Source organism: Pelomicrobium sp. (assembly GCF_036803785.1).
GTDB lineage: Bacteria > Pseudomonadota > Gammaproteobacteria > Burkholderiales > UBA6910 > Pelomicrobium.
On record NZ_DAIRTR010000047.1, the window covers coordinates 1 to 20,529 of the forward strand.

21 protein-coding genes are annotated in these 20,529 nt (G+C 64.0%); 11 read left to right on the forward strand and 10 right to left on the reverse strand.

Annotated features, from left to right (window positions below; translation table 11 throughout):
- Together V7Q81_RS07350 and V7Q81_RS07355 are read left to right on the forward strand one after the other, a co-directional pair.
- Window positions 1-919 (forward strand): lipoate--protein ligase family protein (locus tag V7Q81_RS07350; RefSeq protein ID WP_333841498.1); only part of this gene is annotated, 919 nt, incomplete at its 5' end.
- Window positions 916-1,308: a hypothetical protein gene (locus V7Q81_RS07355; RefSeq protein ID WP_333841500.1), complete on the forward strand. Its 393-nt coding sequence runs from the start codon at window positions 916-918 to the stop codon at window positions 1,306-1,308. The genes V7Q81_RS07350 and V7Q81_RS07355, both read left to right, overlap by 4 nt.
- Window positions 1,309-1,395: 87 nt before the next feature.
- Here V7Q81_RS07355 and V7Q81_RS07360 read toward each other — a convergent pair whose 3' ends face one another.
- From V7Q81_RS07360 to V7Q81_RS07370, 3 genes are all read right to left on the reverse strand, one after another.
- Window positions 1,396-4,221: a valine--tRNA ligase gene (locus V7Q81_RS07360; RefSeq protein WP_333841538.1), complete on the reverse strand. Its 2,826-nt coding sequence runs from the start codon at window positions 4,219-4,221 to the stop codon at window positions 1,396-1,398.
- A gap of 490 nt (window positions 4,222-4,711) precedes the next feature.
- On the reverse strand, window positions 4,712-5,146 hold the full coding sequence (locus V7Q81_RS07365; RefSeq protein WP_333841502.1) for a DNA polymerase III subunit chi: 435 nt from the start codon (window positions 5,144-5,146) through the stop codon (window positions 4,712-4,714).
- A gap of 55 nt (window positions 5,147-5,201) precedes the next feature.
- Window positions 5,202-6,740 carry a leucyl aminopeptidase gene (locus V7Q81_RS07370; RefSeq protein WP_333841504.1) on the reverse strand — a complete coding sequence of 513 codons (1,539 nt, stop codon included), beginning with the start codon at window positions 6,738-6,740 and terminating at the stop codon, window positions 5,202-5,204.
- Window positions 6,741-6,782: 42 nt separating this feature from the next.
- On the opposite strand from V7Q81_RS07370, the gene lptF reads away from it, so the two are divergent.
- Both lptF and lptG read left to right on the forward strand, forming a co-directional pair.
- Window positions 6,783-7,910: an LPS export ABC transporter permease LptF gene (gene lptF / locus V7Q81_RS07375; protein WP_333841506.1), complete on the forward strand. Its 1,128-nt coding sequence runs from the start codon at window positions 6,783-6,785 to the stop codon at window positions 7,908-7,910.
- Window positions 7,907-8,980 (forward strand): LPS export ABC transporter permease LptG, encoded by a 1,074-nt coding sequence (gene lptG / locus V7Q81_RS07380; protein WP_333841509.1) that lies wholly within the window; start codon window positions 7,907-7,909, stop codon window positions 8,978-8,980. The genes lptF and lptG overlap by 4 nt, the downstream gene beginning before the upstream one ends.
- A gap of 28 nt (window positions 8,981-9,008) precedes the next feature.
- On the opposite strand, the gene V7Q81_RS07385 is transcribed toward lptG, so the two are convergent.
- Genes V7Q81_RS07385 through V7Q81_RS07400 form a run of 4 tightly spaced genes read right to left on the reverse strand, consistent with a single transcriptional unit; the run spans window position 9,009 to window position 10,797 of the window.
- A complete protein-coding gene (locus V7Q81_RS07385) occupies window positions 9,009-9,413 on the reverse strand; it encodes an RDD family protein (RefSeq protein ID WP_333841512.1) in 405 nt (134 codons plus the stop codon).
- A 33-nt stretch (window positions 9,414-9,446) separates the two neighbouring features.
- Window positions 9,447-9,878: a DUF3106 domain-containing protein gene (locus tag V7Q81_RS07390; protein WP_333841514.1), complete on the reverse strand. Its 432-nt coding sequence runs from the start codon at window positions 9,876-9,878 to the stop codon at window positions 9,447-9,449.
- Entirely contained in the window at window positions 9,854-10,237 is a 384-nt protein-coding gene (locus V7Q81_RS07395; protein WP_333841517.1) for a DUF3619 family protein, read from the reverse strand. The genes V7Q81_RS07390 and V7Q81_RS07395 overlap by 25 nt, the downstream gene beginning before the upstream one ends.
- A complete protein-coding gene (locus tag V7Q81_RS07400; protein WP_333841541.1) occupies window positions 10,234-10,797 on the reverse strand; it encodes an RNA polymerase sigma factor in 564 nt (187 codons plus the stop codon). Before V7Q81_RS07400 ends, V7Q81_RS07395 begins: the two co-directional genes overlap by 4 nt.
- Window positions 10,798-11,076: 279 nt before the next feature.
- On the opposite strand from V7Q81_RS07400, the gene V7Q81_RS07405 reads away from it, so the two are divergent.
- From V7Q81_RS07405 to V7Q81_RS07430, 6 genes are all read left to right on the forward strand, one after another.
- Entirely contained in the window at window positions 11,077-12,774 is a 1,698-nt protein-coding gene (locus V7Q81_RS07405; RefSeq protein ID WP_333841519.1) for an acetolactate synthase 3 catalytic subunit, read from the forward strand.
- An 85-nt stretch (window positions 12,775-12,859) separates the two neighbouring features.
- Window positions 12,860-13,351: an acetolactate synthase small subunit gene (gene ilvN, locus V7Q81_RS07410; RefSeq protein ID WP_333841521.1), complete on the forward strand. Its 492-nt coding sequence runs from the start codon at window positions 12,860-12,862 to the stop codon at window positions 13,349-13,351.
- Between the two features lie 85 nt (window positions 13,352-13,436).
- Window positions 13,437-14,453: a ketol-acid reductoisomerase gene (gene ilvC, locus V7Q81_RS07415; RefSeq protein WP_333841524.1), complete on the forward strand. Its 1,017-nt coding sequence runs from the start codon at window positions 13,437-13,439 to the stop codon at window positions 14,451-14,453.
- A 64-nt stretch (window positions 14,454-14,517) separates the two neighbouring features.
- A complete protein-coding gene (locus tag V7Q81_RS07420) occupies window positions 14,518-15,195 on the forward strand; it encodes a phosphatidylserine decarboxylase (RefSeq protein ID WP_333841526.1) in 678 nt (225 codons plus the stop codon).
- An 80-nt stretch (window positions 15,196-15,275) separates the two neighbouring features.
- Window positions 15,276-16,052 carry a CDP-diacylglycerol--serine O-phosphatidyltransferase gene (gene pssA, locus V7Q81_RS07425; RefSeq protein WP_333841528.1) on the forward strand — a complete coding sequence of 259 codons (777 nt, stop codon included), beginning with the start codon at window positions 15,276-15,278 and terminating at the stop codon, window positions 16,050-16,052.
- A gap of 116 nt (window positions 16,053-16,168) precedes the next feature.
- Window positions 16,169-17,704, forward strand: coding sequence for a 2-isopropylmalate synthase (locus tag V7Q81_RS07430; protein WP_333841530.1), 1,536 nt, complete (start codon window positions 16,169-16,171; stop codon window positions 17,702-17,704).
- Between the two features lie 16 nt (window positions 17,705-17,720).
- Here V7Q81_RS07430 and wrbA read toward each other — a convergent pair whose 3' ends face one another.
- Entirely contained in the window at window positions 17,721-18,320 is a 600-nt protein-coding gene (gene wrbA, locus V7Q81_RS07435; RefSeq protein WP_333841532.1) for an NAD(P)H:quinone oxidoreductase, read from the reverse strand.
- Here wrbA and V7Q81_RS07440 point away from each other — a divergent pair.
- Window positions 18,304-18,927: a DUF2062 domain-containing protein gene (locus V7Q81_RS07440; protein ID WP_333841534.1), complete on the forward strand. Its 624-nt coding sequence runs from the start codon at window positions 18,304-18,306 to the stop codon at window positions 18,925-18,927. The two genes, wrbA and V7Q81_RS07440, sit on opposite strands and share 17 nt — an antisense overlap.
- A gap of 16 nt (window positions 18,928-18,943) precedes the next feature.
- Here the strand turns inward: V7Q81_RS07440 and V7Q81_RS07445 are convergent, their stop codons facing one another.
- Together V7Q81_RS07445 and proS are read right to left on the reverse strand one after the other, a co-directional pair.
- Window positions 18,944-19,576 carry a lytic transglycosylase domain-containing protein gene (locus V7Q81_RS07445; protein ID WP_442954788.1) on the reverse strand — a complete coding sequence of 211 codons (633 nt, stop codon included), beginning with the start codon at window positions 19,574-19,576 and terminating at the stop codon, window positions 18,944-18,946.
- Window positions 19,543-20,529: proline--tRNA ligase (gene proS, locus V7Q81_RS07450; RefSeq protein ID WP_333841536.1), on the reverse strand; the 987-nt coding region annotated here is incomplete at its 5' end. The genes V7Q81_RS07445 and proS, both read right to left, overlap by 34 nt.

A 20,529-nucleotide genomic window follows, 5' to 3' on the forward strand; every position in this document is an offset into this window, starting at 1 on the left:
ATGCATGGGCGACGGAGACCCGCCGGCCGTCGTCTGGGCTCGGGCGACCGCCCACGTGAGCATCGGCCGGCACCAGTCCCGCAAAGCAGAGCTTGCTGCCGAACTGGAGGTACCGGCAGTGCGCCGTCCCCTGGGGGGCGGCTGCGTATGGATCGATCCGGATCAGTACTGCTACGCCCTGGTGGTTCCCCGAGCCTGGCTTCGGGGTCGGCCCGCCGACTGGGTGGAGTGGGCCCTCGGCCCGGCGTGCACCACCTACGCCGTCTTCGGACTCCCAGTGGAGCGTCTGCAGCAAGACCTGTGGTGCCGCGGCCGCAAGATTGCCGGCAGCGGTTTGGCCAGCATCGGGCGGGCCGTCGTGATCGGGTCGAGTTTTCTCTATCGCTTTCCCGCCGAGCGCTTCGCCCGCGTCGTCGCAAGTCCCAGCGAGGCGTTTCGCACCTGGCTGGTGGAAGAGCTGGTGGAGGCCGTTTCTGACTGGACACGGGAAGGAGAGCCGCCGGGGGGAGAGGCGTTGCTTGAGGCCTTCCGCGATGCCTGCGGCGAGCGGCTTGGGTGGCGGCTTGAGCGGGCTTGCCTCAGCGGCGAAGAGCGCTCCGCTCTGGTCTGCGCTCTGGAGGAGGAAGATGAGCCCTGGTGCGAGCCACCGCGGCGCGCCGTGGCCCATGGTCTGAAGCTCAACGCCGCCCGCTTTCTCGTGGAACATTGGGCCGGCCGGCACTGGGTGCGGCTGGTGATCGATCGCCGGCGCATCGTGCGCGCCGCTGCCTCGGATGAGGAGGTACAGGCTCGTCTCGTGCAGGCGCCTGGCCTGGCCGTGGAGGAGGAGGCCCTGAGCCGAGCCCTTGCCTGCCTGCCGGGCGCCTCCTCGGCCGGGTGGTCCCGGCTTATCCTGGAGGCGGTACCTCCCGTCCCATGACCCTTCCCACCATCGAGGCGCGCCTGGCGCGCAAGCTGATCGTCATGAGCACCGATGTCCCGCTGCTCGAGCGCTTGCGTGCTGCGCTGCCGCCAGACTGGGCGCTTACCGAGTGCACCGACCTTTCGGTCCTCGGCGGCTATCAGGACGTGTTGCTGCACCGCTTCATCCTGCTCGACTTGGACGAGACCCAGGCCTTCGACCCGCTGGCCGTCATCGAGCAGGTGCGCATGGAAATGATGCTCAATGTGCCGATCTTGTGCTTCGGCGGAGATCCAGCCACTCGGGATCAGGCGCGTCTTGCCCGGGCCGATCGTTTCTTCGAGCGGGACGAGATCGTGGAAAAGCTCAAGCTCTATTGCGACCAGTTCGGCTGGGGCGGGCGCTGATCAAAGACACGCAGGAAGCTGTGCCCAAGATGCAGCTCCTTCGGCGGCGCTCTTTGTGCGCAAAGGCGGGGGTGAGAGGGGAAAAGGTCAGGCCTTTGGCAGCTTTTCCACCTGGGCCGTGAGCTTGTCCAGGGTGTCGCGAAAGCCCTGCAAGCGTTGGCGTTCCTGGGCAACGACCGCTGGCGGAGCCCGCTCTACGAAGTGGGGGTTAGCGAGCTTGGCCTGCGCTTTCTTGATCTCCGCCTCCACCCGGGCGATCTCTCTGGCGAGGCGCGCCCGCTCCGCGGCCACGTCCACCTCCACTTTCAGCATGAGTTGATAGTCGCCCACAATGGCCACGGGGGCATCGGCGGGAGGCAGGCCACCCTCCACCACCTGAACCTCCGCCAGGCGAGCCAGCGTCCGCAAGAAAGCGGCGTGGGCCTCGATGAAGACTCGGGGGCCCGCTGCTAGCAGAGGAACCCGCTGGGAAGGCGCGAGCCCCATTTGGCTGCGCAAATGCCGGCAGGCGTTCACCACCTCCTTAAACGCCTGCACCTCGAGTGCAGCGGCCATATCGATCCTGTCCGGGTCGGGGCAGGGATAAGGTGCCAGCATGAGGGTGTCGCTTTCCTTCTTCCCTGCCAGGGGCGCCACCCGTTGCCACAGCTCCTCGGTGATGAAGGGTATGAAGGGATGTGCCAGGCGCAGCAGCGCTTCCAGCACCCGCACTAAAGTGCGGCGAGTACCCCGCCGGGCGGCCTCGTCGCCTTCGACGAGCTGCACCTTGGCGAGCTCCAGGTACCAGTCGCAGTACTCGTCCCAGACAAACTCGTAGATAGCGCGTGCGGCCAGGTCGAAGCGATATTCGGCCAGGGCATCGATCACCTGTTGCTCTGCCTGCTGTAGCCGCCCCGTGATCCAGCGGTCGAAGACCGAAAGCTTGACAGGCACTGCGTCGTCAAGCCCGCAATCCTGCCCCTCCGTGTTCATCAGCACGAAGCGGCTGGCGTTCCATAGCTTATTGCAAAAGTTGCGATAGCCTTCGCAGCGGTTCAAGTCGAAGTTGAGAGTGCGGGCGAAGGTGGCAAGCGAGGCGAAGGTGAACCTCAGCGCATCGGCGCCAAAGGCGGGAATGCCGTTGGGGAAATGGCTGCAGATGTACTGCTCGATCCTCTCCTTGTGTTCGGCACGAAGTAACCCCACGGTGGATTTCGCCAGCAGCTCGGGCAACGAGATGCCGTCGATCAGGTCGATGGGATCAATGGTGTTGCCCTTGGATTTGGACATCTTCTGGCCTTCCGCATCCCGCACGATGGCGTTGATGTAGACGTGGCGGAAGGGCGCCTTGCCGGTGAAATGCTTGGTCATCATGACCATTCGCGCGACCCAGAAGAAGATGATGTCGAAACCGGTCACCAGCACGGAGGAGGGGAGATACAGCTCCAAGTCCCGAGTCGGCTCCGGCCAGCCGAGGGAGCTGAAAGGAACCAAGGCTGAAGAGAACCAGGTATCCAGCACGTCGGGATCGCGCCGCAGCGGGCCGGTGTAGCCGGCGGCCCGGGCCTGGTCGTAGGCCTCTGCTTCGGTGCGGGCGACGAACACACGGCCCTCGTCGTCGTACCAAGCAGGGATCTGGTGGCCCCACCAAAGCTGGCGGGAAATGCACCAGTCCTGGATGTTTTCCAGCCAGTGGTTGTAGGTGGCGCTCCAGTGCTCGGGGAAAAACCTGACTTCGCCCTGCGCCACTGCCTCCAGCGCTACCTGGGCGAGGGATTTGCCTGGAAAGCGAGTCCCCTCGGGAGCCGGGGTGGAGGTGGCCACGAACCACTGATCGGTAAGCATGGGCTCCACGATCGCCCCGGTGCGGCCGGAGCGGGGGACTTTCAGCCGGTGGGTCTTCTCGGACACGAGCAAGCCCTGGGCCCGCAGGTCTTCCAGCACGCGACGCCTGGCTTCGAAGCGGTCGAGCCCCCGGTAAGCCAGGGGGGCTTGATCGTTGATCCTGGCATCCAGGGTCAGGATGTTCAGGGGCGCAAGCCCGTGGCGCGCCGCCACCTGGTAGTCGTTGAAGTCGTGGGCCGGGGTGATCTTCACGCACCCAGTGCCGAATTCCGGGTCCACATGTTCGTCGGCGATGACCGGGATCGTGCGCCCGGTGAGGGGCAGGATGACCTGCTTGCCGACCAGGTGCCGGTAACGCTCGTCGTCGGGATGGACCGCCACCGCCGTGTCCCCCAGCATGGTCTCGGGACGGGTCGTAGCCACCACCACGGTTCCCGAGCCGTCAGCTAGGGGATAGCGGATTTCCCAGAGCCGGCCGTCCTCCTCTTCGCTGTCCACCTCCAGGTCGGAGACCGCGGTACCCAGTACTGGATCCCAGTTAACCAGGCGCTGGCCCCGGTAGATGAGGCCCTGCGCGTAGAGCCGTACGAAAACCTCGATCACCGCCCGGGACATGCGCGCGTCCATGGTGAAGTAGCCCGCCCGCTGGCCCTCGGTGTCGGCGTAGGTCCAGTTGGCCGACACGCCCAGCCGGCGCATCTGACGGGTGATCGTGGCTCCCGACTGCTGCTTCCACTGCCACACCCGCTCGATGAACTTCTCCCGGCCCAGGTCGTGCCGGGTCTTGCCTTCCGCTTCCAGCTGCCGCTCCACCACGATCTGCGTAGCGATGCCGGCGTGGTCGGTGCCCACGATCCAGTTGGTATTGAAGCCCCGCATGCGGTGGTAGCGCACCAACACGTCCATTAACGTTTGCTGGAAGGCGTGCCCCATGTGCAGGGTACCGGTCACGTTGGGCGGAGGAAGCTGGATACAAAAAACCGGCCGATCAGGCTCGTCGCGGGCGGCGAAGCACCCGCGGGATTCCCAGTATTCGTACCAGCGCTGCTCGATCTCGCGCGGATCGAAGCTTTTGGCAAGTTTTCCCATGGGCGTGGGCGATGTCGAAAAGTTACGTATTATAGGGCCCAAGGGCAGGGACGGAACCCCGACTCCGGAGCGGGACCCGGGCCCCGGAGCGGGCTGCACGGCCGCGGTGCCGGAGGCCCTGACGGTAAGGGCCACCGCCCGGGCGGCTTGCGCGATTAGCGCCTCCCGTTGCGTTGCGGGAAGTGCGGGTGCCAGATGGGCGCGCAGCACGGCTGCGATGCGGCTTTCCCACCACTCGTCCTCCGGCAAAGCCTCTTCGGCAATTTCTTCCTGCAGAAGCGGTAAGTCTTCTTCAACTTCCGCTTCTTCTCCGAAAGCAGCCGGTTCGGGCTCTTCGAGCACCTCGCTCAGGAGGGGGAAGAGGTCGGGATCCTCGGAGGAGGCGGGCTCTGCCTGGCGCGGGCGATGCTTGGCGAGCAGCGCGTCCAGTTTGGCAAGCAGCGCATCCGTTTCGTCGATAGGTCGAGGCGTCTCGGTCATGGGCGCGAGTTCAGCCCCGTCCCCTCAAGGCGGAGAGGTCGTGATGCTGAATGGCATACCCCCGTTGCTGGTAGAAGCGGTAACGCTCCCGGGCCGCCTGGCTGTCTCCCTCGTCGAAGGATACGATCTCCACCAGCCGCTGAAAGCGGCTAAAGAAAGCCGGCCACGCCGGGCACAGATTAATCAGCACTTCGTCATGGGGCAGCGGCTCGGGCGCGTGGTCCACGATGACCGGCGTTACCGCGGCGAGAGGGCTGGCGTTGCGGCAATGGGGAATGAAGCCGGTGGGGGGCACGGTCCACAACAGCCGATCCATTTTTTCCGTCGTTTCCTCGTCCGGCGTCAGCACCAGCACCCGCAAGCCTTGCTGGAAGGCCTTGGCCGCCAGTCTGCAGGCGGTGGCGAGTTTGTCATCGACGCGGGTGTAGAAGTCGATCTGGGTCATCAGGAGCCGGGATTCAGTAGACAGAACCCAGCATCTCGTCCTTGGCGGTTGAGGATCATCTTCTCCCCGCGACTTTGCGCTCCCGGTCTCCCGTTCTCTGGCTTGTGGCCTCTGCAACGCGGTTGATGAGGAACTGCGTGAGCAGGGGCACGGGGCGGCCGGTGGCGCCCTTCTCCTTGCCCGACTTCCACGCGGTGCCGGCGATGTCCAGATGGGCCCAACGGAATTTTTTGGTGAAGCGGGCAAGGAAGCAGGCAGCGGTCACGCTTCCCGCCGGCCGGCCACCGATGTTGGCCATGTCGGCGAAGTTGCTCTTGAGCTGCTCCTGGTAGTCTTCCCACAAGGGCATCTGCCAGGCTCGATCCAGGGTCTGCTCGCCCGCCCGGATGAGCTCCTTGGCGAGGGTATCGTCGTTGCTGAACAAGCCCGTTGCCACGTGCCCCAGGGCGATCACGCAGGCGCCGGTCAGGGTGGCGATATCGATCACCGTGGCCGGGTTATAGCGCTCGGCGTAGGTCAGGGCGTCGCATAGGATCAGGCGCCCTTCCGCATCGGTGTTCAGGATCTCGATGGTCTGGCCAGAGAGGCTGGTCACTACATCGCCGGGCTTGGTGGCCCGGCCGCCCGGCATGTTCTCGGTCGCTGGGATGAGACCCACCACATTCATGGGCAGTTGCAGTTGGGCGATGGCTTTGAAGGTGCCCAGCACGGCCGCGGCGCCGCACATGTCGAACTTCATTTCATCCATGTCCTGGGCGGGCTTGATGGAAATGCCACCGGTATCGAAGGTGACACCTTTACCCACCAGGGCGACGGGGGCCTGTTTGCGCTCCGTACCGTGGTACTCGAGGATGATGAGCTTGGGGGGCTCGTGGGTTCCCTTGGCCACGGCGAGCAGCGCGCCCATGCCCAGTTTTTCCATGTCCTTGCGTTCCAGCACTTGGACCTTAAAATCGTAGGCCTTGGCCATGCCGATGGCCTGCTCGGCCAGGTAAGTGGGCGTGCAGATGTTGCTCGGCAGGTTGCCCAGGTCTTTCGCCAGATTCATGCCGCAGGCGATGGCCTGCCCCTGGTGCAGGCCTTCCTCGGCCGGGCTCACGTCGAGGCGCCGTGATACCGCCAGGGTAAGCTTGCGTAGCCGCCGGGCTTCTTCCGGCTTGCTCTTCAGGCGGTCAAAGCGGTACACCATTTCCATGGCGGCCACGACCGCCGTGGAGACTTTCCACCCAACGTCCCGTTTCTTGACCTCCACCTCCGGCAGGCATAGGGTCGCCTCGGCTGCACCGGTCTCGGTGAGGGCACGCACAGCCGCAGCCACGGCATTACGGTATTCCTTTTCCCGGAACTCCCGCTCCGGCCCGAGCCCCACCAACAGCACCCGCTCGGCCAAGATGCCCGGCACTTTGTGCAGCATCAGGGTTGTGCCGCATTTTCCTTCCATATCGCCGCGGCGGAGAATGTCGGAAACAAAGCCCTGGGCAGCGCTGTCGACGGCCTGGGCCGGGGCGCTCAACCGACGTGGCTCGAATACGCCGAGGACCAGGCAAGCGGTGCGACTTTTTTCGGGAGCCCCGCTTTTTATGCTAAATTCCACGACTAACTCCTCGTCTGGATTACGTTTTCAGGCCCTTCGCGAATGCTGAATTATCCCTGCTCACGCGCGTACAAGTCAAAGAATGCGCCGCGGATCTTTGTCCGCAGCGCCTTGCGCGAGTTCTCCACTACCGGGATCGTGGTCTTCGTGGTGGTTCTGACCATCACCCTGGTGACCCAGGTGATCCGTCTGCTGGACCAGGCCGCTAGCGGGTCGATTCCTGCCGAGGGGGTGCTGGCACTGCTCGGTTTGCGCGCTTTAAGCTATCTTGCGCCACTGCTCGCAGGCACTACCTTCGTTGCCATTCTCTTGAGCTTGAGTCGGGCCTATCGGGACTCCGAGATGGTGGTGTGGTTTAGCGCCGGGTTGAGCCTGACCGCCTGGGTGCGTCCAGTACTGCTGTTTGCCGTGCCGATTGCTTGCATCGTGGCGGCCCTTGCTCTATTCCTTTCGCCCTGGGCCATCGCCAAGAGCGAGGAGCTGAGGCAGATCCTCAGCACCCGGGATGATGCCTCCCTTGTGAGTCCTGGCACTTTCCAGGAATCGCGTCACGCCGATCGGGTCTTCTTCGTCGAGGCCGTGAGCCAAGACAAGCGGCGGGTGGAAAACGTCTTCGTCCAATCGATGGAGAAGGATACCGTCGCGGTGATGGTGGCTCGTATTGGCCGAATAGAGACCGCGGACAACGGCGACCGGTTTCTGGTCATGGAACACGGGTCCCGCTTCGATGGTCCCCCCGGCTCTTCTGAGTACAGGATCATGCATTTCGACCGCTACGCAGTGCGCGTTCAACAGGCCGAGCCCCGTCCCGCCGCGCCTTCCACCAAGTCCCAGCCCCTCCTCGTATTGCTGGAGAACCGCACGCCCGAGCATCTCGCGGAGCTGGGCCGGCGGCTGAGTCAGCCCATCAGCGCCGTGCTGCTTGCCCTTCTGGCGATCCCTCTGGCCCAGGTGAATCCGCGGGCCGGGCGATCCCTCAATCTGATCATGGCGATCCTCATCTACATGATCTACACCAACACCCTGAGCGTCGCCCAGGTCTGGGTGGCGTTCCAGCGGATCGAGCCGGCCCTGGGGTTGTGGGGCGTGCATGGGGCGATGCTCGTGTTCATCGCCGCCTTCTTTTACCGTCGGCTTTCGGTGTTCAGCCTGGGGCGGTTGCGAACATGAGGGTTCTGCGGCGTTACGTGGCGCGGGAGATCTACCTGGCGACCAGCCTCGTGTTTGCGGCGCTCATCTGCCTTTTCATCATCTTCGATTTGATCCACGAGCTGAGCGATGTGGGCAAGAGCGCCTACCGGGTATCCCAGGCGGTGGCTTATGTGCTCCTCAGCGTGCCGGGCCACACCTACGAGCTGTTCCCGATCGCGGCGCTAATCGGCACTGTGGTCGCACTTTCCCAGTTGGCGGCCCACTCCGAGCTCACCGTGATTCGGGCCTCGGGCGTGTCCCTGTACCGACTGGCCCTGGCGGTATGCCTGGCGGGTCTCACCCTAGCCCTGATCACCTTGGTGGTGGGGGAGTTCATCGCCCCGGCAAGCGACCAGGCTGCCCAGCGGCTGCGGCTGCGCGCCACCAGTACGGTGGTGGGGCAGGAATTCCGCTCCGGTCTTTGGGTCAAGGACGAGGGCAGCTTCATCAATGTGCGCCAGGTGAACCTGGATTTCTCCCTACGCGGGGTCAAGATCTTTCAGTTTGACGATGGCTTTCGCCTGCGTGCCATCAGTTTTGCCGAGCACGGCGAATACCTGGGAGATCACTGGTGGTCCCTGTCTAATGTGGTGCGCACCGAGTTCCAGGGCTCGGAAAGTCGGGTGGTGAGGCTGCCGCAAGAACGCTGGCGATCGGTGTTGAGCCCGGAAGTGATCAGCGTGTTGCTGGTGGACCCCCATAAAATGACCCTCGCCAGCCTGTGGAGCTACATCCAGCACCTGCGGGAGAACCGGCAAAACAGCACCCGCTTCGAGATTGCCCTGTGGCGCAAGATGGTGTATCCGGGGGCGGTGCTGGTGATGATGTTGCTCGCCGTCCCCTTTGCCCAGCACCAGCGGCGTGCCGGCGGGGTGGGGGCCCGGGTATTCATGGCCATCATGGTAGGCCTGGGCTTTCATTTGTTGAACCGCCTGTTCGCCCATCTAGGCGTGCTCAACGAGTGGCCGCCAGCCTTGAGCGGCATGGGTCCGACCGTGGCGTTCCTGGGACTCGCCTTTGCCGCTATGTGGTGGGCGGAGCGGCGGTAAAGTTGGCGCCGGAGCCGAGGCAGCGGGCTCAGCGTCTTTCTTGGATGATACAGGTTCCCGCCAGACGGTCGTGGAGGAACTGACGTTCTCGGTCCAGAAAAGCCCACAGCAAAGAGGGCAGGAGCAGGGTGAGGGTGGCTGCCAGGAAACGCAGCACAGCTTGCCGGACGGAGAGTGGGGCCCCGTCGGCGGACACCAGCTGCAGGCGCCAGGTTTTCATGGCGAGGGTCTGGCCCCCGTGGGTCCATTGCCATACGAAGTAAACCCCTGAGACCGCCAGTAGATAAGCCTGAGTGAAAGGGCGCAGCGCCGGATCTCGGGCGGCGGGCAACGCCAGCAGCAGCGCTAGATCTGCAATCAGGAGGACCGCGAAGAGCAGCAAACCCTCGTAGAGGAGGCTCAGGAAGCGGCGTCCGAAGCCAGCGTAAGCCATGGGAATCACGGAAGGCGAGAGACGACAGGCAAACTATCGTGCAGCCGGGGCCTGCGGAGTCGCGGCCTCCGGCTTGGCCTCTTCCGCCTGGAACTGACTATATTCTTGCCATTTGCGCTTGACTTCTCGGCGCTTCTCCGGTGGCATCTGCTTGAGGTTCTGGTAGTTCTTGCGGGCGAGCTCCCGCTCCTCAGGGGTGAGCCGGCTCCATTCCAGGAGCCGTGATTGGAGCCGCTTCTGCTGTTCCGCATTGAGCTTCGGGTATTGCCGCGCTACCCCCAGGAGCTTTTTCTTTTGCACGTCAGAAAAGCTGTCCCACTCGTGGGCCAGGGGCGCCAGAATCTCTCGTTGCTTGGGTGTCAGCTCCGACCAGGAAGGCTGTCGCTCCCCCGCCGCGGTCATGGGGCTTGAGAGCACGCCGAGCAATGCCAGCCACAGGACTATCGCTCGGAATGCTGGAGCCATGCAGGAAATTGGGGATGTAAGTAAGCGCGTACCGGCAGGTCTCCGGAGAGCAACGCAGCGTCCAGCTCGCTGGGGTCGAGGGTCCCTTCCCGTTGGGACCAGAGGACAACCGCCACCGCCAGGGCGAGCGCCACCACCCCTGCGGACCTCCACAAGCGCCAAGGGGAAGGCTCGGGCAGCTCCATTCCCCGCGCTTGGGCCGCTCCCGCCAGATCCATGACCGACCCCGTCGCTCGGTGACGGGCAAGAGCCCGCTCCCGCGCTTGCTTGAGGCGGGCGCTGATGGCGGGGTCCAAGTCTTTCAAGCCGCCGTCGAGCAGCGCGCGGACCTTCGCAGCGAAGCGTGTTTCGTCATTCATAATTCGATGCCCTTGGACCGCAGCCATCGAGCCAAGGCGTGGGTTGCCCGGGAGCAGTGGGTCTTTACGCTGCCTTCGGAGCAACCCATGATACGAGCGGTTTCCGCCACATCCAGCTCTTCCCAGTAACGCAAAAGGAACGCTTCCCGTTGACGCGCGGGCAGTTTCTGGATGCCTTGTTCAAGGATAACAAGCACTTGGGAGCGCTCCACGCGCTCCGCAGGACCCTCCATCGCATCGGAGACCTCGGCAGGTTCAATGGTTTCAAGAGGATCTTGTTCGGAGTCCCGGCCCGGCAGAAGGGCCGAGACCAGGGTGGTCCACACGCTGGCGACCTTCTGCCGACGAAAGCAATCGCGGATGACGTTTTGGAGGATGCGCTGGAAGATGAAGGGCAGTTCCTCGGCCGGGCGCGCCCCATATTTTTCGACCAGCCTTAACATGGCCTCCTGGACGAGATCCAGCGCCAGGTCCTGGTTCCTCACCGCAAACAGGGCCTGCTTGTAGGCGCGGCGCTCTACGCTCGCCAAAAACTCGGACAGCTCCCTGGAGGTAGCCAGCTTGCATCGACCTCGGTGTGGACCATGGGGATCGGGGCCCCCTTACGTAAAGGCGCCCCATGGTAGCAAAAAAGTCGCGCGGGCAGTAGGACCGCCCTGAGCCCGACCGCGGTGGCCCGGCCGATCTCCTTGGGGCTCGCTGGGGGGAACGACTCTTCGCCCGGGCCTACTCCCGTTCTGCAGGGGGCTCCCCCGATTCTTTTTAGGCTTGACCGAATCTCCACTTATCGATATCGTTTTTAGTTTATTCTCAATTATCAGGTTTTTCAGACAGATCCGATGGAACTGACCGGCGCGGAAATCGTGGTGCGCTGCCTCCAGGAGGAAAAAGTCGACTACGTGTTCGGCTATCCCGGCGGGGCGGTCCTGTTCATTTATGACGAGCTTTTCAAGCAGGACAGGGTCAAGCACATCCTGGTACGCCACGAGCAGGCCGCGCTCCATGCGGCCGACGGCTATGCCCGCGCCACCGAAAAGGTGGGGGTTGCCCTGGTGACTTCTGGGCCGGGGGTCACCAATGCGGTGACCGGAATTGCCACCGCTTACATGGATTCCATCCCCCTGGTGGTTATTACCGGGCAAGTGCCCACCCACGCCATCGGCCAAGACGCCTTCCAGGAATGCGACACGGTGGGCATTACCCGCCCGTGCGTGAAGCACAACTTTCTGGTGAAAGATGTGAAAGACCTGGCCATCACCATCAAGAAGGCGTTCTACATCGCTTCCACGGGACGCCCGGGGCCGGTGGTGGTGGACATTCCCAAGGATGTGACCACGGCTAAGTGCGAATTTCACTATCCGGAGAGCGTGACCATGCGCTCCTACAACCCGGTGGTGAAGGGGCACGCCGGCCAGATCCGCAAGGCGGTGCAGTTGATCCTGGAGGCCAAGCGGCCCATGGTCTACTCCGGGGGCGGGGTTATCCTGAGCAACGCTTCGGAGTTCCTTACGGAATTCGTTCGGCTGCTCGGTTTCCCGTGTACCAACACCCTGATGGGCCTGGGCGGCTTTCCTGCCACCGACCCCCTCTTCGTCGGTATGCTGGGCATGCATGGCACCTACGAAGCCAACATGGCTATGCAGCATTGCGACGTGCTGGTAGCCATCGGCGCCCGCTTCGACGACCGGGTGATCGGCAATCCGAAGCACTTCTACAACCCCGAGCGCAAAATCATCCATATCGACATCGATCCCTCCTCCATTTCCAAACGGGTGAAAGTGGACGTTCCCATCGTGGGCAACGTGCGCGACGTGCTGGAGGAGCTGCTGCGGCTGCTCAAGGAGACACGGGAGCGGCCTGATCCCCAGGCGCTCAAAGCGTGGTGGACCCAGATCGAGCTTTGGCGCGCCCGGGATTGCTTACGCTACGACCGATCGAGCCCCATCATCAAGCCCCAGTACGTGCTGGAAAAGCTCTACGAGGTGACCCGTGGAGATGCCTACGTGACTTCCGACGTGGGACAGCACCAGATGTGGGCGGCCCAGTTCTACAAGTTCGACAAGCCAAGGCGTTGGATCAATTCCGGGGGACTGGGCACCATGGGCTTCGGGCTGCCTGCAGCCATGGGCGTGCAGCTCGCCCATCCTGAAGCGATGGTGGTGTGCGTAACCGGCGAGGCGAGCATCCAGATGTGCATCCAGGAGCTTTCCACCTGCAAGCAGTACCGCCTGCCGATCAAGATCGTGAACCTCAACAACAAGTACCTGGGCATGGTGCGTCAGTGGCAGGAGTTCTTTCACGGCAACCGCTACGCCGAATCCTACATGGATGCCCTTCCGGATTTTGTCAAGCTGGCCGAGAGCTACGGGCACGTGGGCATGAAGATCGAAAGGCCTGGCGACGTGGAAGGGGCGTTGCGGGAAGCGTTTTCCATGAAAGATCGGCTGGTGTTCATGGACTTCATCACTGACCAGACCGAGAACGTCTTCCCCATGGTGCCCGGGGGCAAGGGTCTCTCGGAAATGATCCTGGTATGACGCGATGGTCGATGGTGGCGACCACCGTAGCACACGATTCTGGCTGCCACCCTTGTCTCTCGTCAGCTGACTTCTGGTTATCGAAATGCGTCACATCATCTCCCTCCTGATGGAAAACGAACCCGGGGCCCTCTCGCGTGTGGCGGGGTTGTTCTCGGCGCGCGGCTACAACATCGAGTCGCTGACGGTAGCCCCCACCGAGGATCCCACCCTCTCGCGCATGACCATCGTCACTTCCGGCTCGGACGACGTAATCGAACAAATCACAAAGCAGCTCAACAAGTTGATCGACGTGGTGAAGGTGGTCGATCTGTCGGATGGCGAGCACATCGAGCGGGAACTCATGCTGGTCAAAGTGCGGGCGGTGGGCAAGGATCGGGAGGAAATGAAGCGCATGGCGGATATCTTCCGTGGGCGCATCATCGATGTGACCGACAAGGCCTACACCATCGAGCTGACCGGTACCGGATCGAAGCTGGACGCCTTCTTGCAGGCGATCGAGCGTAGCGCCATCCTGGAGACCGTGCGCACCGGCGCTTCGGGCATCGCCCGAGGCGAGCGGATCCTCAAAGTTTGACGGCACCGGTCGGCAATCCGTTTCATCGAGCCGCGCTGTACCGGCTGCAGCCTTCGGCCGCCAGCAACCATTGAAGAGGAAAACCATGAAAGTCTATTACGACAAAGACGCCGATCTATCCCTGATCAAAGGGCGCAAAGTCACCATCGTCGGCTACGGTTCCCAGGGACATGCCCATGCCAACAATTTGAACGACTCCGGGGTGAAAGTGACCGTGGGTTTGCGCAAAGGGGGTGCTTCCTGGGACAAGGCCAAGAACGCAGGGCTTGTGGTGAAGGAGGTGGCCGAGGCAGTTAGGGGAGCAGACGTAGTCATGATTCTGCTCCCAGACGAACATCACGCCCGGGTGTACCGCGAGGAGATCGAGCCCAGCATCAAGAAGGGTGCAGCCCTCGCCTTTGCCCACGGCTTCAACATCCACTTCGGTCAGATCGAACCCCGCGCCGACCTGGATGTGATCATGATCGCACCCAAGGGCCCCGGCCATCTGGTGCGTTCCACTTACACCCAAGGCGGCGGCGTGCCCTCCCTCATCGCCGTGCACCGGGACGTTTCCGGCAAGGCCCGGGATCTCGCCCTCTCCTACGCCTGCGCCATCGGCGCTGGCAGGGCTGGGGTGATCGAGACCACTTTCCGCGAGGAGACCGAAACCGACCTCTTCGGTGAACAGGCGGTGCTGTGCGGCGGTTGCACGGCCCTGGTGCAGGCTGGCTTCGAAACTCTGGTCGAGGCGGGCTATGCGCCTGAGATGGCATATTTCGAGTGCCTGCACGAGCTCAAGCTCATCGTGGATTTGATGTACGAAGGCGGCATCGCCAACATGCGCTATTCCATCTCCAACACCGCCGAATACGGCGATTTCACCCGCGGCCCGCGCATCATCAATGAGCAGACCCGGGCCGAGATGCGCAAAATCCTCTCGGAAATCCAGAGCGGGGAGTTCGCCAAGGAGTTCATTCTCGAGAACCAGGCCGGGGCGCCCAAGCTCAAGGCCCTGCGGCGCATAGGCAAAGCGCACCCGATCGAGGTGGTGGGCGAAAAGCTGCGGGACATGATGCCTTGGATCAAGCAGAACCGCCTGGTGGATCAGAGCAAGAATTGAAGTGCAAGACCCGCACAGCACCGTCCAGAGCAGACCCGCAAATGCCCGCCGGGCGGGCGTGCCGATGAGCCACTCCCATCCCTTGATCGCCCGGGAAGGCTGGCCCTTCGTCGCTGGGACGCTGGCGGCGGCTCTCGCCGGAGCGCTTCTGCTGGGAGCATGGTCGGTGCCCCTGTGGCTGCTGTTCGCCTTTGCGTTACAGTTCTTCCGCGACCCGCCCCGCTCCGCCCCTGCAGGGGCAGGGCTGGTGCTCTCGCCTGCGGATGGGCGGGTGGTGTCGGTCGAGGCCTGCCGCGATCCATTCATCGAGCGCGAGGCGCTGCGCATCTCGGTCTTCATGAACGTGTTCAACGCCCATTCCAACCGCAGTCCCGTGGACGGTCAGGTGATCAAGCGCTGGTACTTTCCGGGCAGGTTCTTCAACGCCGAGCTGTCCAAGTCCTCCCTAGAGAACGAGCGCAACGCCCTGTGGCTCAAGACCCCGGAGGGTTTCGACGTCACGTGCGTACAGGTAGCGGGGCTGGTGGCCCGGCGCATCCTGTGCTACGTGGACGAGGGCGCCCGACTGGGTCGTGGTGAGCGCTACGGCTTTATCCGATTCGGCTCCCGTCTGGACGTATACCTTCCCTGCGGAGCCCGGCCCCAGGTGAGCATTGGCGACAAGGTCTACGCGGCGAAGAGCGTCATCGCCCGCTTGCCCGCCGCACCGGGCGGCAGTGCCGTCGTCGGCGATTTCGGTTAAGCTTTGATGGATTTAGCGGGGGCGGGCGGCTCCCGCGGGAAGCCACGCGAGGCTCCTTGACTGCTGCGGGTGAGCGCCCGATGCTCCACGATCCGAACCGTAAAGCCCTGCTCAACCCCGCCGTGCGTCGGCGAGGAATCTACCTTCTGCCCAATCTGTTTACTACCGCTGCCCTGTTTGCCGGCTTCTACGCCATCGTCCAGGCGATGAACGGACGCTTCGAGCATTCGGCCGTGGCGATCTTCGTCGCCATGGTGTTGGATGCCTTGGACGGACGGGTGGCGCGGCTCACCCACACCCAAAGTGCGTTCGGTGCCGAATACGATAGTCTCTCCGACATGGTGTCCTTCGGTGTAGCGCCCGCCCTGGTGATGTACGAGTGGGCGCTGCAGGGGCTGGGCAAGCTCGGATGGCTGGGTGCGTTCGTCTACTGTGTCGGCGCCGCGCTACGGCTGGCCCGCTTCAATACCAACATCGACGTGGTGGACAAGCGCTACTTCCAAGGATTGCCCAGTCCTGCGGCAGCGGCCCTCATCGCCGGGCTGGTGTGGATCATGCATGATCATGACGTGAGGGGGCGGGAGGTCATGTGGCTCGCATGGATCGTGACGGTTTTCGCGGGAGTGAGCATGGTAAGCAATCTGCGCTTCTATAGCGGCAAGGACGTGAACCTGCGCAAGAGTGTCCCGTTCGCCGTGCTGCTCGCGCTGGTACTTGCGATCGTGCTCATCTCGAGCAATCCTCCGACGGTGCTGTTTCTGCTGTTCGTCGGCTATAGCCTTTCCGGCTACGTCTTATGGGTCTGGGAGCGCTTCAAGCGCCACCGCCTCAAAGCGCCCCCTGGAGCCGCCCCTTGACCTTCGAGCGGAGGATGGGCGGTTCTGTGGCGGGCTAGCCGTTTGCCCGGGAAGGCCGGCAAAATAGACAAGATTTGTACGGGCGGAGCGGATCGAGCCGGACGGGAGTCAAGGCCATGGAAGATAGGCTGATCATATTCGATACCACGTTGCGCGACGGCGAGCAAAGCCCGGGCGCGTCCATGACCAAGGAAGAGAAGCTGCGCATCGCCCGGCAGCTCGAGCGCATGCGGGTGGACGTGATCGAGGCGGGTTTTCCCGCTGCTAGCCCTGGCGACTTCGAGGCGGTCAAGGCGGTGGCCGAGGCGATCAAGGACAGTACCGTATGCGCCCTGGCACGGGCTACCGAGCGTGATATCCAGCAGGCGGCCCAGGCCCTCAAGGGGGCAGCCTCCGGGCGCATCCATACGTTCATCGCCACCAGCCCTATCCACATGCAGAAAAAGCTGCGCATGGAGCCGGACCAAGTGGTGGAGCAGGCGGTCAAGGCAGTGAGGTGGGCGCGCCAGTATACCGACGACGTGGAGTTTTCCCCCGAGGACGCGGCCCGCTCCGAGATCGACTTCCTGTGTCGCATCCTGGAGCGGGTGATCGCGGCGGGAGCCACCACCATCAACATCCCGGACACGGTGGGCTATAGCATCCCGGAGCAGTTTGGGGCGCTGATTCGGCAGCTGCGCAGCCGCATCCCCAACGCCGACCGGGTGGTGTGGTCGGTACACTGTCACAACGATCTAGGCCTGGCGGTGGCCAACTCGCTCGCCGCGGTGCTCAGCGGTGCGCGCCAGGTGGAATGCACCATCAACGGGCTGGGCGAGCGGGCGGGAAACGCAGCGCTGGAGGAGATCGTGATGGCAGTGCGCACGCGTCGGGATGTGTTCCCGTGCGAGACCCGCATCGACACTACCCAGATCGTCCCAGCAAGCCGGTTAGTGGCGGGGATCACAGGTTTCCCCGTGCAGCCTAACAAGGCCATCGTGGGTGCCAATGCCTTTGCTCATGAATCGGGCATCCATCAGGACGGAGTGCTCAAGAGCCGGGAGACCTACGAGATCATGCGGGCGGAGGACGTGGGCTGGACCGCCAACCGCATGGTGTTGGGCAAGCACAGCGGCCGCAACGCCTTCCGCACGCGGCTTAAGGAGCTCGGCATCGAGATCGAGTCAGAGGAGGTGCTGAACGCAGCCTTTGCCCGGTTCAAGGAGCTCGCGGACAAGAAGCACGAAATCTTCGATGAGGACCTGCACGCGTTGATGAGCGAGGAGGCCCTCGCCCTGGACCGGGAGCACTACCGGCTCGTCTTCCTCAAGGTCTGCTCCGAGACCGGGGAAACCCCCTGCGCTCGGGTGATGCTCTCCGACAACGGGGTAGAGCGCACGGGCACGGCTACGGGTAGCGGGCCGGTGGACGCCACGTTCAGGGCGATCGAGTCCATCGTCAAGAGTGGCGCGGAGCTGCAGCTCTACTCGGTAAACGCGATTACCAGCGGCACCGATGCCCAGGGGGAGGTCACGGTGCGGTTGCAGAAAGGGGGGCGCATCGTGAACGGCCAGGGGGCGGACACCGACATTATCGTCGCTTCCGCCAAGGCCTATGTCCACGCCCTCAACCGGCTGCAGGCGCCCGCCGAGCGGGCCCACCCCCAGCTCTAGGCCCCGCTTTGGACCCTTACCGGGCCAGCTTGACCGCGGTTTCGGCAAGCCGCCGGCCCAGGGCCATGCACAGCCGATGCTCGGCTTCAGTAAACGGTCGGTCGTCGGCCGGGCCGGCCACGTGGCTTGCTCCGTAGGGGGTCCCGCCCGCATCGGTGCTCATGAGATCCGGCTCGGTGTAGGGCAGGCCGAGGAGCACCATCCCGTGATGCAGGAGGGGCAGCATCATGGTGAGTAGGGTGGTCTCCTGGCCCCCGTGCAGGCTCCCCGTAGAGGTGAACACCGCAGCGGGCTTACCCGCTAGGGCGCCCCGCAGCCAGAGCCCCGAGGTCTCGTCGAGAAAATGCTTGAGGGGGGCGGCCATGTTGCCGAACCGCGTGGGACTGCCCAGGGCGAGGCCAATGCACTCTTCCAGGTCGGCGAGCGCTACGTAAGGTGCGCCGGATTGGGGCACCGGCGCCTCCACCGCTTCGCACACCGGAGAAACCCGGGGCACTGTGCGCAAGCGGGCCTGCACCCCCGGCACCTGCTCGATGCCCCGAGCGACCAGCTGGGCCATCTGGCGCACGGCCCCGTGACGGCTGTAGTAGAGGACCAGGATGTCCCGCGAGGGCATTTCGGCTCGACCGTTTCGCCAACGTTTGGCTTATTATACGAGCCGTGCTGACACTACCTCTTTCGATTTCGTGCGTCGCTGGCTGAAAGCTCGACTTCCCTCCCCCGAGCGCCTGGGGCGGCAGCGGTGGCTCAGACCCCTGGCCCCGGCGTTGGCCCATCCTCGCCTGTGGCATTTCAATCGCCGGACGGTAGCAGGTGGGGTCGCCCTCGGATTGTTTTTCGGATTATTGGTCCCCGTGGCGCAGGTCGCCTGTGTGGCCCTGGCTGCGGTGTGGTTGCGGGTCAACTTGCCGGTGGCCGCGGCCAGCACCTTGGTGACCAATCCCTTTACTTTCCCCCCGATCTACTATCTGGCTTACCGAATCGGGGCCACGGTGACTGGGCGCCGCGGTGCCGAGCCCTTGTGGGAGCAAGCAATGGGCGCCCTGGGAGAGCTGGGGTGGCTGGAATTTTTGCGGGAGGTGGGAGAGCCCCTCGTCGTAGGCTTGCTGATCCTGGCCACGGGCGCGGCTGGGGTCGGTTATCTCTTGACCCACCAGGCATGGCGTTGGCTTGCCGTGTTACGCCTCGTGCGCAAACGCCATGGCCGCGGTTCGGCCGCCTGAATCCCGGGCACTGCACTCAGCCACCCTCCTCCGGGGAGGAGGGCACGCCGGCGGTGGTCTCGGGGTAGAACCAAACCCTCCTCCAGGCTTCTAGCACCGCGTTGGGGTATTCGGGCTTGCCCAGGCTGCCGTTGTAGCGGCCGAGGGCCCGATAGAGGTCCCCTTGTTCCATGTCTAGGTAATGGCGCAGGATGGTGCAACCGTAGCGGAGATTGACCCGCAGGTGAAAGAGGTTGTGCCCTTCCTCGCCGATTTCTTTGACCCAGAAGGGCATCACCTGCATATAGCCCCGGGCGCCGGCGGAAGAGACGGCATACTTGCGAAAAGCGCTCTCCACCTGGATCACCGCCAGCACCAGCTGAGGGTCGAGACCGGCTCGAGTGGCTTCGTAATGGACGGTTCGCAGGAAATCCTCCCGGGCCCGCGGCTCCGGGAAGTGGCGCTCCAGGCGCCGGGACATCTCGGCGAGCCACCGTTGCCCTTGAGCGTCGGAAATGAACGCACTGCGCTGTACCGCCCGATCGGAGATGGCCCGGTGGAGGGCCGCCCGGACGCTCGCCGAAAGGGGCTCGTAGCGCTGATCTCCGCCCCAGGCCAGGGCAGGCAGCAGCGCGGTCAGCAGGACGGAAGCGTGTCGGTGAGCTTTGATTTCAAAAACTCCACGGCCGAGGGTGGGGGCAGGTACTGGGGGTGCGGATCGCGCCGCCCTTGGTACTCGATGCTGCCTTGCTTCAGGCTTCGCTCGGAGACCACCACCCGATGGGGGATACCGATCAGCTCCATGTCTGCAAACATCACGCCAGGCCGTTCGTCCCGGTCGTCGAAGAGAACCTCCACGCCTGCCTTCTCCAGTTCCCCATACAGTCGCTCGGCAGTCTCCCGCACCTCGGGATTGCGGGCGAGCCCCAGGGCGACCAGCGCAACTTGGAAGGGCGCCATGGGGGCGGGGAAGATGATGCCCCGCTCGTCGTGGTTCTGCTCGATGGCGGCGGCGACGATTCGGGACACGCCGATGCCGTAGCAGCCCATCTCCATGGGGCGGCTCTGTCCGGCCTCGTCCAGGAAGGTGGCGTTCATCGCTTCCGAATACTTGGTGCCAAGCTGGAAGATGTGGCCCACCTCGATCCCCCGCACGATTTCCAGCCGTCCCTTCCCGTCGGGGCTTGGGTCCCCCGCCACCACGTTGCGCAGGTCGGCCACGGTTTCGGGGAGCGGGAGGTCGCGTCCGAAATTGACCCCCGTGTAATGGTAGCCGTCCTGGTTGGCGCCGCAGGCGAAGTCGGCCATGGCCAGGACAGAGCGATCGGCTACGATGGGCACGGGGGCGGCGACCGGACCGAGGGACCCTGCCCCGCAGCCGAAGCGCTCCCGGATCTCCGCCTCGGTGGCGAAGCGGAATCCGCCCTGGGAGGAGAAATGTTTGGCGGTCTTTACCTCGTTCAGCACGTGGTCGCCGCGCAGCAAGAGGAGATAGGGTTCGCCGTCCCGAGTGACGACAAGCAGGGACTTGAGGATCTTCTGGGGCGGCAGGCGCAAGTAGGCAGCGACCTCCTCGATGCTGTGTCGACCCGGGGTGGCCACCCGGGTCATCGGCTGGGTGGG

What these genes read in the sequence shown, in the direction of transcription:
- V7Q81_RS07355 (WP_333841500.1), top strand. Translation starts at nt 916, where the DNA reads ATGACCCTTCCCACCATCGAGGCGCGCCTGGCGCGCAAGCTGATCGTC.
- V7Q81_RS07360 (WP_333841538.1), bottom strand. Translation starts at nt 4,221, where the DNA reads ATGGGAAAACTTGCCAAAAGCTTCGATCCGCGCGAGATCGAGCAGCGC.
- V7Q81_RS07365 (WP_333841502.1), bottom strand. Translation starts at nt 5,146, where the DNA reads ATGACCCAGATCGACTTCTACACCCGCGTCGATGACAAACTCGCCACC.
- lptF (WP_333841506.1), top strand. Translation starts at nt 6,783, where the DNA reads ATGCTGAATTATCCCTGCTCACGCGCGTACAAGTCAAAGAATGCGCCG.
- lptG (WP_333841509.1), top strand. Translation starts at nt 7,907, where the DNA reads ATGAGGGTTCTGCGGCGTTACGTGGCGCGGGAGATCTACCTGGCGACC.
- V7Q81_RS07385 (WP_333841512.1), bottom strand. Translation starts at nt 9,413, where the DNA reads ATGGCTTACGCTGGCTTCGGACGCCGCTTCCTGAGCCTCCTCTACGAG.
- V7Q81_RS07390 (WP_333841514.1), bottom strand. Translation starts at nt 9,878, where the DNA reads ATGGCTCCAGCATTCCGAGCGATAGTCCTGTGGCTGGCATTGCTCGGC.
- V7Q81_RS07395 (WP_333841517.1), bottom strand. Translation starts at nt 10,237, where the DNA reads ATGAATGACGAAACACGCTTCGCTGCGAAGGTCCGCGCGCTGCTCGAC.
- V7Q81_RS07405 (WP_333841519.1), top strand. Translation starts at nt 11,077, where the DNA reads ATGGAACTGACCGGCGCGGAAATCGTGGTGCGCTGCCTCCAGGAGGAA.
- ilvN (WP_333841521.1), top strand. Translation starts at nt 12,860, where the DNA reads ATGCGTCACATCATCTCCCTCCTGATGGAAAACGAACCCGGGGCCCTC.
- ilvC (WP_333841524.1), top strand. Translation starts at nt 13,437, where the DNA reads ATGAAAGTCTATTACGACAAAGACGCCGATCTATCCCTGATCAAAGGG.
- V7Q81_RS07420 (WP_333841526.1), top strand. Translation starts at nt 14,518, where the DNA reads ATGAGCCACTCCCATCCCTTGATCGCCCGGGAAGGCTGGCCCTTCGTC.
- pssA (WP_333841528.1), top strand. Translation starts at nt 15,276, where the DNA reads ATGCTCCACGATCCGAACCGTAAAGCCCTGCTCAACCCCGCCGTGCGT.
- V7Q81_RS07430 (WP_333841530.1), top strand. Translation starts at nt 16,169, where the DNA reads ATGGAAGATAGGCTGATCATATTCGATACCACGTTGCGCGACGGCGAG.
- V7Q81_RS07440 (WP_333841534.1), top strand. Translation starts at nt 18,304, where the DNA reads ATGTCCCGCGAGGGCATTTCGGCTCGACCGTTTCGCCAACGTTTGGCT.
- wrbA (WP_333841532.1), bottom strand. Translation starts at nt 18,320, where the DNA reads ATGCCCTCGCGGGACATCCTGGTCCTCTACTACAGCCGTCACGGGGCC.